At 39.9% G+C, this 14,014-nt stretch carries 10 protein-coding genes; all 10 read left to right on the top strand.

Annotated features, from left to right (window positions below; translation table 11 throughout):
• The first annotated feature begins 90 nt into the window (after positions 1–90).
• The 10 genes from IGJ19_RS11800 (at position 91) to IGJ19_RS11755 (ending at position 14,004) form a co-directional block, all read left to right on the top strand.
• Positions 91–1,110 carry a serine hydrolase domain-containing protein gene (locus IGJ19_RS11800; RefSeq protein WP_430604113.1) on the top strand — a complete coding sequence of 340 codons (1,020 nt, stop codon included), beginning with the start codon at positions 91–93 and terminating at the stop codon, positions 1,108–1,110.
• Between the two features lie 45 nt (positions 1,111–1,155).
• Positions 1,156–2,109 (top strand): mannose-6-phosphate isomerase, class I, encoded by a 954-nt coding sequence (gene manA / locus IGJ19_RS11795; RefSeq protein WP_142433735.1) that lies wholly within the window; start codon positions 1,156–1,158, stop codon positions 2,107–2,109.
• 410 nt (positions 2,110–2,519) lie between these two features.
• Complete coding sequence (rbsK, locus tag IGJ19_RS11790; RefSeq protein WP_142433733.1) at positions 2,520–3,428, top strand: ribokinase; 909 nt, start codon at positions 2,520–2,522, stop codon at positions 3,426–3,428.
• Positions 3,429–3,450: 22 nt separating this feature from the next.
• Complete coding sequence (rbsD, locus tag IGJ19_RS11785; RefSeq protein WP_010736652.1) at positions 3,451–3,846, top strand: D-ribose pyranase; 396 nt, start codon at positions 3,451–3,453, stop codon at positions 3,844–3,846.
• A 17-nt stretch (positions 3,847–3,863) separates the two neighbouring features.
• Positions 3,864–4,751, top strand: a complete 888-nt coding sequence (gene rbsU, locus IGJ19_RS11780; RefSeq protein ID WP_010736651.1) for a ribose/proton symporter RbsU — start codon at positions 3,864–3,866, stop codon at positions 4,749–4,751.
• A gap of 244 nt (positions 4,752–4,995) precedes the next feature.
• Entirely contained in the window at positions 4,996–6,603 is a 1,608-nt protein-coding gene (locus tag IGJ19_RS11775) for a PTS transporter subunit EIIC (RefSeq protein WP_338134662.1), read from the top strand.
• 1 nt (position 6,604) lies between these two features.
• Positions 6,605–8,635, top strand: a complete 2,031-nt coding sequence (locus IGJ19_RS11770) for a BglG family transcription antiterminator (protein WP_115358233.1) — start codon at positions 6,605–6,607, stop codon at positions 8,633–8,635.
• A 14-nt stretch (positions 8,636–8,649) separates the two neighbouring features.
• Complete coding sequence (locus tag IGJ19_RS11765) at positions 8,650–9,093, top strand: PTS sugar transporter subunit IIA (protein ID WP_086335133.1); 444 nt, start codon at positions 8,650–8,652, stop codon at positions 9,091–9,093.
• A gap of 155 nt (positions 9,094–9,248) precedes the next feature.
• The gene (locus tag IGJ19_RS11760) at positions 9,249–12,371 is read left to right on the top strand and encodes a SpaA isopeptide-forming pilin-related protein (protein ID WP_430604109.1); all 3,123 of its coding nucleotides are present in this window, start codon (positions 9,249–9,251) and stop codon (positions 12,369–12,371) included.
• The gene (locus IGJ19_RS11755) at positions 12,364–14,004 is read left to right on the top strand and encodes an immunoglobulin-like domain-containing protein (protein WP_256209238.1); all 1,641 of its coding nucleotides are present in this window, start codon (positions 12,364–12,366) and stop codon (positions 14,002–14,004) included. Before IGJ19_RS11760 ends, IGJ19_RS11755 begins: the two co-directional genes overlap by 8 nt.
• Positions 14,005–14,014 lie beyond the last annotated feature (10 nt).

Raw genomic sequence — 14,014 nt, 5'->3', positions numbered from 1 at the left:
GATAAATGAGAAAAACAATTGATTCTTATGGAAGAAAGAATTATGCTTGGGAAGAAAACAAGCATATCCATAGATGAATAAGGAGAAACTATGTACGCTAAAACGAAAGAATATATACTAAAAAAAATGAATGAGGGATATTATCCAGGGGTCGTCGCTGCTTTTATGAAAGGGGATCAAATTGAAAAAGTGATCGCAGGTGATGCGCAGATCATTCCGATAATCAGACCAATGACCGAAGATTTGCTCTTTGATGTAGCCTCCCTGACAAAAGTGATTGCAACGACAAGCCTTGTCTTGCGATTGATCGAAGACGGGAAAGTTGAATTAGATGAACCTTTGCATACGTACTTGCCGACTTTTGAGAATCAAACGATCACGATTCGCCACTTATTGACACATACCTCAGACATCCAGACATTTATTCCTGATCGAGATCATCTATCACAAACAGAATTGATTGAAGCTTATTTGAAACTTCAACCAGGCGATCAATTAGGAATCGAAGTTCGCTATACGGATGCAGGCACGATTCTTTTAGGATTGATGTTAGAGGAGATTTTCCAGGAAGAGGCGGTCGAGCTTTTTGAAGAGCAAGTACTAGCACCGTTAGGAATGATGAATAGCTTGTTCTTACCATATCCTTCAGAACGGATCGTTCCGACTGAACAACTCCCTTCTGGTGAGGTGATCCATGGCTTGACCCATGATCCAAAAGCACGAGTGTTAGCAGAACATGCAGGTAATGCTGGTCTATTTATTGATCTTGCAGATTGTGAGAAGTTTGTCCGGATGTATCTGCAATACGGAAAGTTAGATTCTGGTCATTTTTTGGAAGAGGCAACCATCCGTTCCTTATTGGCTGATCATACGCCAACTGGTAAAGGTGGTCGCTCACTCGGATGGGATTTAAAACAAGATAAAAAGGATGGGCACCCATTACTATTCCATACAGGCTATACAGGGACATTTCTATTGATCGACCCAATCGATCAAGAAGCGTTCATCTTTCTATCCAATCGCCTGCATCCAAACGATCATCGTGAAGAATATCTAAAATGTCGGGATGAAATCATTGAAATTTATTTACAAGAGAAAGCGTTACACTGAAAATAATGCTATAATAGCAATTGAAAATCGAGAGGAGTTTGACGTATGCAAGAACCATTATTTTTAAAACCTGTTTTTCAAGAAAAAATCTGGGGAGGCAGTCGCTTACGTAGTGTTTTTGGCTTTGATATCCCAAATGATAAAATTGGGGAAGATTGGGCGATCAGTGCGCATCCTCATGGCGTTAGTGTCGTTGAAAATGGCCCATTCAAAGGCTGGAAACTAGATGATCTATGGAAAGAACATAAGGAATTATTCGGCCATCCAACAGAACCAGTTTTTCCGCTATTGATCAAAATCTTAGATGCAGAAGATGATCTATCTGTCCAAGTTCATCCAGATGATGCTTATGGCATGGCACATGAAGGAGAGCTAGGAAAAACAGAGTGCTGGTACATCATTGATGCCGAACCAGGTGCAGAGATCATCTATGGTCATCATGCAAAAACACGTGAAGAGTTAGCCGAAATGATCCAAGATAGTCGCTGGGATGACTTATTGAAAAAAGTTCCTGTCAAAAAAGGTGATTTTTTCTACGTACCAAGTGGAACGATCCATGCAATCGGTAAAGGGATCATGATTTTAGAAACACAACAAAGTTCAGACACAACTTATCGTGTTTATGATTATGATCGCAAAGACGACCAAGGAAACACTCGGGAATTACACATCCAACAATCAGTCGACGTAACAACAGTACCAGCAAAAGCTCCTGAATTACAGATCAAAGAGATCCGTCAAGGGAACTCTTCGATCGTCACTTACGTAGAAACAGAATTTTTCAACGTCTACGAATGGGACATCAAAGGAATCACATCCTTTAAAAAACAAGCACCGTATACATTGATGACAGTTATTGATGGTGCGGGAGAATTGGTGATAGATAACCAAACCTACTCACTAGAAAAAGGAACAAGTGCGATCTTACCAAGCGATATCACGGAGTGGAAAGTTCAAGGAGAACTTTCGATCATCGCTTCTGAGCCAGGAAAAAAATAATAAGATAAAACTGTCGTTGCTAGGTTCAGCGATAACAATAAAGCGTACCAACCGAAAATGGACTTGCTATTTTTGGTTGGCGCTTTTTTTTGTGTCTGGGACATTAGTCCTCTTGTACCACCTAAAACCGAATAAACGGCGGGAACAGAAGTAACCTCATCGGAAATAAGGCGCCATCCACAAAAATTTGAAAAACAATTTTCATGGATGGCGCCTTATTTCTCGAGGCTGAACACTTCTGTCCCGACCTCAGTGATATAAGAACAAAGAAGGTACCAATTACAGTTAGTTTTATCGATGAAAAGTTGCTTGTTGAAATCACTTACAAAATATGTTATATTCTTCTCGTAGAGTTAAAACGTTTTAATAGAACGTTAAAATGATTTTCTTGTTAAAGGAGAGGGGAAACGATGAATACTGTTACAGTTATCGGAAGCATCAATTTAGATCGAACCATCCGTGTGACTTATATGCCAAAACCTGGAGAAACGATCCATACGAAAGAAACTTTTTCAGCTGGTGGAGGAAAAGGAGCCAACCAAGCGGTTGCTGCTAGACGTTCGGAGGCAAAAACTTACTTTATTGGTGGAGTGGGTAAAGACGAAGCAGGAAAAACAATGACAGAATTACTTGAACAAGAAGAAATTGATTTATCTGGTGTAGCGACATTAGAAAATCAAGCGACTGGACAAGCGTATATCATTGTTGATGACCAAGGTGAAAATAGTATCATGATCCATGCTGGTGCAAACAATGCGTTTACCGTAGCACAAGTACAAGAAAATAAAACAATCATCCAAAAAAGTGATTTTATTATTGCTCAGTTTGAAAGCGCTATAGAACCAACGATCGAAGCATTCCAAATCGCTCGAGAAGCTGGCGTGAAAACGATCTTGAATCCGGCACCGGCGCTAGAAAATGTTCCTGACGAGTTATTAGCAGTAACGGATATGATCATTCCAAATGAAACAGAAACGGAGATCTTAACAAGCATTACTATTACCGATGAAAAAAGTCTAAAAGAGGCGGCACAAGTCTTTCATGGATTAGGTATTGAAGCGGTGATCATCACGATCGGAAGTAAAGGCGCTTATTATGATATTGCTGACGGAGCTAGTGGGATCGTACCAGCTTTTAAAGTGCATGCAGTGGATACAACGGCTGCTGGCGATACCTTTATTGGTGCGATGAGCAGTGTATTAGCCAAAGACTTCAGCAACCTAGAAGAAGCGATCCGTTATGGCAATAAAGCCTCTTCTGTGACTGTTCAACGTTTTGGTGCACAGCCTTCTATTCCGTATAAACATGAATTAATCTGATTGAGGAAAGGATGAACAAATAATGAAAAAAACGAAAGTAATCAATTCTGATATCTCACGAGTGATAGCACAAATGGGACATTTTGATAAATTGAGTATTGGAGATGCAGGAATGCCTGTACCTATGACCACTGAAAAAATCGATTTAGCAGTCACGCAAGGGGTTCCTAGCTTTATGGAAGTTTTACGCAATGTGTTGTCAGAATTAGAGGTGCAACGTATTTATCTAGCAGAGGAAATCAAAAAAGAGAATCCTGACATTCTTTTAGAAATCCAAAAAGAAATGCCGGAGACACCGATCACGTTTATTCCGCATAGTGAAATGAAAACTGAGTTAAACAATTGTCACGCATTTATTCGTACAGGTGAGATGACTCCTTATGCGAATATCTTGTTAGAAAGTGGCGTCGTATTCTAAAAAAGGAGATGTAATAAATGAATGCAACAGCATTATTGATCGGATTAGGACCATTACTAGGTTGGGGACTTTATCCAACGATTGCTTCGAAGATCGGTGGACGTCCTGTGAACCAGATTTTAGGATCAACAATAGGAACTTTGATATTCGCACTTATTTTTGCCCTGATCAATGGCATAGCACTGCCATCTGGAATGGATCTTGTCTTTTCTATTCTTTCCGGTGTGGGCTGGGCGACTGCTCAAATCATTACTTTTCAATCTTTCACACTGATTGGCTCGTCACGTGCAATGCCTATCACCACAGCTTTTCAATTACTTGGGGCTTCATTATGGGGTGTTTTTGCGCTAGGCAATTGGCCAGGAACGACAGCGAAGATTCTTGGTGGATTAGCATTGATCTTGATTATTTTAGGCGCATGGATGACTGTTTGGACTGAGAAAAAAACCAAAGAAAATAGCAGTCTACTGAAAAAAGCGGTTTTATTATTAGCAGTCGGAGAAATTGGGTATTGGGCATATTCCGCAGCACCTCAAGCAACAACCATCGACGGAATGCACGCTTTCTTGCCACAAGCAATGGGGATGGTCTTAGTGGCGATCATCTACACCGCTGTATTAAGTATGAAAGGGCATGAAAAATCAGCATTTACGGAAGTTGTTTCTTATAAACAAATTTTTTCTGGCTTCTTTTTTGCCTTTGCTGCATTGACCTATTTGATTTCTGCACAACCAAATATGAATGGTTTGGCAACGGGCTTCATCTTATCGCAAACTTCTGTTGTTCTAGCAACCTTGACTGGTATCTGGTTCTTAGGACAAAAGAAAACGAAAAAAGAAATGACGGTCACGATCATTGGCTTGGTCCTTATCTTAGCTGCCGCAACGATGACTGTTTTGATATAAGATATTTTGTTAGAAGCGTTATTTTAAAAAATTGGGAAGTAACTGCGGTTACTTGCCCAATTTTTTTTGTGGAAAATAGATAACGGAAACTGTTAGAATAGAGCTATCTGAAAAAAAGCATAAGCGCAGTCTGCTTAAGTAGAAAGGGCAGGTGATCAACGTGGGGGAGAATTTGAATGCGCTTCCTGCTGATGCAGTGGCGAAATTAACCTGGTTTCGTCAATTACTACATTATTTCAAACAAATGATCATGCCAAATCTAAGTATTTTTATTGCTTGGGGTTTGTTATCGATTGTATCAAATATCGTATCAGGTGATTTGCATCAAACGCTTGCACATGTCAGTGATTGGCTGATTTATCTGTTATTGCCTATTTTGATCAGTTACTCTGGAGCAAAGATTTTTGATCAAAAAGCAGCTGTAGCAGGTGGGATTGCTGTCATCGGTATGATAGTAGTTTCTGATCTTCCACAACTATTTGGCGCGATGGTTATCGGTTTGATTACAGGTGGTCTTTTTCACTGGACGGATCGTTGGTTGGCGCCGAAAATCAAGCCTGGCTATGAGATGTTGCTGAATAATTTGATGATCGGTCTAATCGGTGGCTTTGTCTGTTTGTTAGGTATACTGGTCATCCAACCACTTGTTGAAGGTAGTTTATCTTATGTTGGACGCTTTGTTTATTGGCTCATTGAACAACATTTGTTACCAGTAGTCAGTTTAGTGCTGGAACCGTTAAAGGTCTTATTTTTGAATAATGTCATCAATCACGGCATCTTGACACCTTTAGGAATGGAGATGGCACAACATACGGGGCATTCGATCTTATTTTTAATGGAAGCCAATCCTGGGCCAGGAATAGGGATTTTGAGTGCATTTTTATTTGCTGGTGATCGAGAAAAAAGTGTCAAAGCAGGTGGAGCATTGATGATCCAAGCAGTGGGAGGGATCCATGAGATCTATTTTCCTTTTGTTTTGATGCAACCTGCGCTTTTTTTTGCAGTCATGGTTGGGGGAGCGACTGGAACGTTTGTGTTCCAACTATTTGCTAGTGGGTTGAATGCTCCGGTTTCACCAGGTTCATTGGTGATTATTTTAGGGAATACACCACCCTCACAATTAGCAGGTGTCATTTTAGGTATTATTCTCAGTGCGCTTGCTACATTTGTTTGTGCCATACTGTTATTGAAAAAAACGAAACCTGTGGAATCGATCCTCCAAGAAAGGAGCCAACTGATGAATCATGAAGCGGTCAACCAAATCATCTTTGCTTGCGATGCCGGGATGGGTTCTAGTGCAATGGGCGCAGCCATTTTGAAGAAAAAACTGCATGCGCAAGGGATAGATATACCTATAAGCTATACATCGATTTACGATCTGCCGAATCACAAGAAACAATTGGTGATCGTACAAAGCGCCTTTCAATCTTTGGCGCAAGAAAAAGCCAAAGAAAGTCAGATCATTGCTGTCGATCATTTTTTAGAAGTTGAGTCGTATCTACCATTGATCAAGCAGCAACTTCATGAAATAAACATTGAACCTCAGATCAAAAAACAACAAGAAGTTGAACAACCTAGAACCAGAGTTGTGTTTTTATACCAAGGAAATCGACGAGGTTCACAAACGATGGGGATGACGATTTTAATGAAGCTAGCCAAGGAATATCAGGTTGGTCTATCTGTAGAAAAAGCAGCCGTCGAAGACCTAGTACCTGAAAAAGAAGTGGTATATCTTGCGAATGAAAGTATGGCAAAGGCGTATCAACTGCAACAACAAGTGGAGCATTTGTTGATCATTGATCATTTTGTCAGTACCAAAACTTATTTATCCTTAGTAAAGGAAGTGGACTAAGATGTATTTGTCACCAAGGGAAAAAGAATTATTGACAGAACTCATCAATAGTCCAGCACCTGTTTCTATACAAAAAATGGTCAATGTTTTACGGGTCAGCAAACGGACTGTATACCGCGAGTTGGAGCAATTAGAACGATCGCTCGAGGAAGTAAATGCTTCGCTGAAAAAAATAGCCCGTGGGTCATTTACGATTGAAGCAACACCTGAAACAATGACACAACTGCGCCAACTACTGAACGAAAAAGAGATGGAACTATCGACAATCGAAAGGCAACATGCGATTTTATTAGAACTGTTACTCACGAAAGAACCATTGTCTTTAAGTTATTTTTTAGAAAAGTATTTGATTAGTAACACGACTTTTTATGCTGATATCAAGCAACTTGAAACCAGTATGAAACAGCTACCGCTATCTATCACTCGTAACCGTGGTTATGAAATCACTGGACCGGAAAAATACCGAAGATTGCTGATCGCAAATATCTTAGAGTTGGAAATCAATGCGTATGAAATCTTTCACTTGCTGGAATTTGATACGACAACGAATTTCTTTTTTCAATTTATCACGACAGATAGTTTATTACTGGCGCGTCAAGTGGTACGAGAAGAATTGGTTCAACAAAAGAAAGAATTAAGTGACCGGAAACTGGAACATTTAGTTTTGATACTCAGCATTACGATCGACCGTGTCAAAAAAAATCAAGTGCTGACGAATGAAACCTACACTGGACTAGTGAATAAAGAGTTATTACGTATCGCCAAAGCTTTATTTTCTAAAATCGCTAAGGAAACGCAACAACTTTATCCAGTCAATGAAATCGTCTTTTTTGCTAGTCTATTAAATGATTTCTCGAATTCCTTTGATCAGGATTTCTTTGAAGAAACATTTGATACGCAACTCGCTTATCTTGTGAAACAATTGATCCAAGTAGTCAGTGAAGCAACAAATAATCCATTCTACCAAGATGAAACACTCTACAAAATGTTGTTGACCCATTTATCAGGAGTATTTTCTCGAGCGGTACTTCAAGAAGAACAATTGACTAATCCAATCTTGGAAAAAATCATGGTCCAGTATCAAGAGATCGCCCAAGCCATCCGTCAAGGAATCGAGCAGATTTTTCAAGAAAAGAAACTATCCGAAGAAGAAATTGCTTATATGGTTCTTCACTTTGCGAACTCGTTAGAAAAAACACCAAAGGACAGCACGATCAAAATCGCTGGTTTTTCACCTAGTGGCTTAGCTTCGACAAGTATGCTTGAGTTAAAACTAAAGAGATACTTCCCATTTGTTCAACATATCCATTTTTATCGAATTGCTGATTTAAAGAAAATCAATTTAGAAGAAGAGTATGATCTCGTCATTTCTACCTCGATCTTAAGTGGCTATGAGGGGAAATATCTATTAGTTTCACCATTACTTCTTGAGGAAGAAATTAAACAATTAAAAGCAGAATTTGCTCGTTTGACAGCACATCGAACGGAGCATATCCGGTTAGCTGATCAACCTTCTGTTATCGAAGATACTTATGAAGAAACGGTGTTGATGATGAGTAAAATCAATCAGCTACTCCAGTATTTCTTCATTCAAGAATTAGACAATCCAACGACAGTAGAAGCTACGTTGAAGGATATTTTCGACTATTTACCTACAGGGGTGGTCCAAGATAAAGAAAAAGTCTATCAGCGTTTAATGAAAAGATATCAACAAGCGCCGATCGGGTTACCTCATACCAACATGGGGCTTTTCCATACCTCTAGTTCTGAGATCACGGAACCTTTATTCTGTATTTTTCAATTGAAGCAAGTATTGGAGATCGAGGGAATGGACAAAACGAAAGTTGATTTATCAAGAATGTTAGTGATGCTAGCACCTTCCCCTATTGACGAAGCTACTGGAAAATTACTTGGAAAAATAAGTGGTGCATTGATCATGAATGATTTGAATACTGAGATTTTTCGATCAGGAAATGAGGCAATCATCTATCAGTTGTTATCTAAAATTTTGATCGATGAAATAAAAAAATAAAGGGGGCTCTATTGATGCTTGAGATTTCATCTGAACATATTTGGTTGAACCAACAGTTTGGTAGCTGGAAAGAAGCCATTCAGCAGATTGGTGAACAACTACTTGAAAAAGGAGTCATCCAAAAGGAATATATCGATGCGATGGTTGCTCGCCAAGAAGCAGCAAGTGTCTATATCGGCAACTTTGTGGCACTTCCACATGGAAAAGCAAAAGATGAACAAATTGTTGAAGAAGGTATTTTTTTGTTCCAAGTACCTGATGGCGTTGACTTTGGTATCGACGAAGAAAAGAAAGTCGCAACGATTTTATTTGCAGTGATCATGCGAGAAAACCAACAATTAACAAGTTTACAAGAACTTGCCTTTTTTTGTTCCGATGTCGATCAAGTGATGGCATTGAGCGATGCCCAAACAGTAGAGGAAATCCAACAAATCTTAAAACAAGCTGAGGAGTTTTGACGTAAAATACGCGACGACCAATCAATTGATTGGTCGTTTTTTTTCTATTTTTTTGGGAGAATCTCGCCAAAATCGTAATTATATAGTGAAGGAGGTGCGAGGAGAAGACATCACGTTTTCAGTTGATTTATCTCACTAAGGAAAGGAGTCAAAGAATGAAGAAATCCTCTGAATCACTATTTTTGATGCTACCGATCATTATTTTAATCACGATTTTTTTTCAAATGAAAGTAAGACCAGTCTCGGCAGAAACATTGCCTGACCTCCCCACGTATCAACAAATCACTGCATCAGACCCCAATCAAACTTTACTTACAGCTGAACAATCAATCCCACCAGATAATAGCTGGACAAGTTTCAAAAAAAACTATCAATTAGTCCAAAGGGCCAATGGGAAATTGATTACTATTGGCTCGACGAATTATATTGAAGTGGCGATCCATGAACATTCTCCAAGATTGGCTGATCCATTTGCAAAGGAAAGTGTCGTTGTTGATCCAGCGATCCATATCCCTCATATCGATATCCATCTATCTAATGGTGGCAGAGAAATTGGTTGGTACGGCAAGCGAGTGAAGGGAGAGATTGCGCTTTGTCTGGAACAAGGAGTAGCGCTGAATATCGGAGAAAATAGCGGGTATAATTCAAGTATTCAAAATACAGAATTATTGAAGAAAATTTCTTTGATCAAATACTATGGGGTGATTGCGACAAACTACACGATGGAAAAAGAATTGATGACGCAACTCCTTGCTTGGGAGCAACAAGGAATCACCCCCACCAGTATTTCTGGTGTTTTGACAATGAACGATTACCAAACATTCAAACGAACAGTGATGGAACAAGTGGAACGGTTCTATACCCAACCAAGTTTTGATGGACAAATATTGGATATAAAAGCTGGCGAAAGCCAAACATTGACCGACACAACAGGAGCATTTTCGAATTATAGCTCATCGCCTGTTCAACAAATCAATGGAGTAACCATTGAAAAGCAAGGGAATCAAGTAACTGTCACTGCATCGAAAGAGGCGCCGGCGACAAGTGAGATCGCATTTGATTATCATATCCCCAGTAGTTATCAAGGAGCAATCGTCGTGTACCAACATCCTTATACACAAAATATGGTAGTCGGTAGAGTGCCGCAGCTGACAAGAACTTCCTTTCAGTTACGCGTGCAAAAATATGGACATGCAGGTATCCGCAAAGTCGATCAACAAACAAAACAACCATTAGTAGGCGCCGTTTTTCGTTTCACGACTGCGGATGGACAGATAAAAGAATTGACGACAGATTCTGATGGTGTTGCTATTTGGCATGATCTACTCGTTGATACGGTTGTTACGATTCAAGAAATCAAAGCGCCAGAAGGCTACGTTTTAAATCCAACGCCCCAGACTATCACTGTCAAAGTGAATGAATTGACGAGTATCACGTTAGCTAATCAAGAACAGACAGCTAATTTGATGGTCATCAAAGAAGATGCAGAAACAGGCAATCAGCCTCAAGGAGGTGCCCAATTGATCGGAGCTGTCTATAAATTAACGGACAAAGACGGAGAAACAGTGGCGGAATTGACGATGGAAGAGGTTAATGGAAGTGCATCAGCTGAGCTAAAAGGGTTAAAACTAGGAACCTATTATTTACAAGAGACCATTCCACCGAAAGGTTATAACTTAGATCCGACAATCTACCCTATACATTTGACCTACGCAGGACAAAATGAAACAGTGGCTATCCATAGTAAAACAGTCACTGATCGAGTCATCAAGGGTCATGTCGAAGGGTATAAATTTGGTTCAAAACCTCTTATCCCCACTTCTATCTTCGAAGTTTTACACGCGTTAACGACAAATTCAATGAACCATAAACCACCACTCGAAGGAATCGAACTAACAGCTACCGCTCATACCACAGGAAAAGAATTTGTCCAAGTCACTGAAAAAAACGGCTACTTTAAATTTATAGATTTACCCTATGACACGTATACGATCGCTGAAACAAAAGGAACGGATGGCTATTTGATCATTGAACCATTTGAAGTGACAATCAGTGAGGAAGGTTATACACATTTCTTTTTATTAGAAGATGAAATCATCGAATCACGCGTACATCTCATCAAGATCGATCAAGAAACAGGACAACAAATTCCCTATGCTGGCGCACAATTCAAGATTTTTGATACTTGGGCGAATGATGGACAAGGGGCATTTGTAGCAATGACGCGTCCGAATGATACAGAAAAAACTGAGATTTTTGAAACGAATCAAAAAGGGGAATTAGTGACAACTGAGAGCTTACCTTGGGGCGTGGATCGCTATGAGCTTCATGAAGTCAAAGCGCCAGAAGGCTATCTCCCGTTAGAAGAACCATTGATTTTCAGTGTAACAGTGGAAAATCATAGTGCATTGATTCGCTTAGAAGTCCCTAACCGTTTAGCAAGACAACCCATTGAGTTGATCAAACGAGATCGCTTGAATGAACAACCTTTGGTGCAAGTACCATTTGGCCTATATCAAGTAGAAAAATCAGAAAATGGCGAGGAAAATCTTCAATTTATTGAAGAATATCTCACGGATGATGAGGGGAGAATCGAAGTAGGCGATTTGCCCTATGGCACCTATCAATTTATTGAAGGAAAACCATTAGAAGGGTATTTACCATTAGAAGAACCTTTAGACTTTACAGTAACTGTTGAAAAAGATGGTGAGTTGATCGTATTAGAAGCCTATAACGAACGAGAAAAATTAGCATTGACGAGTTTGTTCACATCTCTCGATGGAAGCAAGGAGCTTGACCCAACCAAAGACAATCAATTGAAAGACGTAGTCTGGATCAAAGGAGCAGCCATTGAAGTCGGTCATACGTATACCGTAGTGACGCAGTACCGAAAAGGTGACACCGGAGAAGTCATCAACGAAGCAATCTCAACCTACACAGCAAAGAGTAAAGAAGATCAGTTTGAAGTTTTTCTGGAAATGAAAGCCAATACGCTAAAAGCCAATGATCAGCTGATTGCCACTCATATTTTGTACTACGAATCTGAACAAGAAAATGAGGTTGCACGTGAAGATGATCTGACTAATCAAGAGCAGACTGTTTATTTCAATACACCAAAAAACGAGAAAAAAGAAGAAGCGAAAAAGCAGGATAATACTCGGAATTTACCTAAAACGAATAGTCGTACTTCTGTCTCTCTAGTAGGGCTAGGTAGCTTATTTCTAGGAGTGAGTGGTGTTTTGATCTATCAACAAAAAAGGGGTGGGTTGAATGACTAAAAGGAAAAAATACATGAGATTTGGCTTGTTCATATTCAGTTGTTCAGTTGTTTTATTAGTTACTGGTTGTAAACCACAACAAACAGAAGTCTCACCAACAGTGGGGCCCGCTTCAAACAAAACGAAACAGGCAATCAAAGTGAAAACACCAGAGGAGAGCCATCTGAAAAAAGAAGAGAACTCTTCTCAGTTGTTTGAGTTTGCTTCTCAATTTCGAAAACCATTGGCTCTCCCCGCTGAAGCAACGATCAAGGATGAAACCAATCAGCTGAGGATCGCTTACCTTGAAGCAACAACAGTACCTCAAAGTCTAGAAAATTCAGTATCAAGAAGCAATCTCACACATCGCCTCGCAGAAGACGAACAAAAAGTTACGCTATCGGAGGTTGTAGCAATTCCAGAGAGCAACAATCACTGGCAAAGTCCCTACGTGCATGTAAACGACCCATTGCAGATCTTACCAAGAGGAACAGCGATTGATCCCTTTGCCTATTTTACTATAGTTCAAGGAAGTGATCCCATTCCAGTGATCCACTATACGCCCGTCAATCCTAACGAATCTGGCTATCAAGTGATGCAGATCACAGCAACTGATTCAAAAGGGAAAGTGAGTGTTGCGACAGTCACCTTTCTGTTTAATCACTCCCCGACCATTCAACAAGTAAGACAAAGTGATCACGCCACGATCGGTTCAAGTATTGACTTATTGGCTGGCATTTCCGCTCACGATGAAGAAGATGGTGAATTGACCGCAGAGATTCAAGTGAAAACCACACTCCAGACAGAAAAAGAAGGCAGTTATGAAGTGATTTATTCTGTGACTGATCAATTTGGAGCAAGTGCCAACCTGATAAGTAATATTACGATCACCAATGAAGCACCAATAATCGCGGGGCCGAACCAGCTCGTTTTACCTGTTGATCAATCATTCTCTTTATTTGATTATTTCTCCGTAAATGATCAAGAAGATGGTGCCATCAATCTTACTTCGGAAAACATCTTAGCATCCGATCTTGTCCCCTATGTACCAGGAAACTACTTCGTAAGAATTGGGAATGTCGTTGATCGGTATGGCAAACGAGCGGCAGAGCGTACAATCTATGTTCACCTAACAAATGAAGCGCCGACTGTTACAAATACGCATATGACTCTTCCTGTATTTAGTGAACTGAATAAAGAAAGCTATCTAGCAAAACTAGTTCTTGCAGATCGTGAAGATCCGGTTGATCAATTACAAGTGGCAATCGATCTGCCCTTTTGGGAGAAAATCGACACTTCCCGATTAAATACCTATCGTTTTCCTCTTCAAGTCCAAGATACACATGGAGGGATCACCAAAACCTTTGGGAGCATCCAAGTAATCAATGAACCACCTGTATTTTCTGGGATAGAGGATAAGAGAATCATTGTAGGCGAAGAAAAGCCAGATTTATTAGCAGGGATCTCCGTTTCGGATCGTGAAGAGAGTATCGGAATAGAAGATGTTGAGATCATAGAAGAAATCGCTTGGGATACACCTGGAACCTACCCTGTTTATTTGACGGTCAAAGATACATTTACAGAAACGACAGTATCTTTTCATGTCATTATTCAAGACAACAATCCAGAAATGCCAGAGAAATTGAGCGAATAAGGAGATGAAA

The organism is Enterococcus sp. DIV1368b (assembly GCF_050529595.1).
GTDB classification, from domain to species: domain Bacteria; phylum Bacillota; class Bacilli; order Lactobacillales; family Enterococcaceae; genus Enterococcus_B; species Enterococcus_B mundtii.
This window is presented reverse-complemented; position numbering and strand designations above follow the sequence as displayed.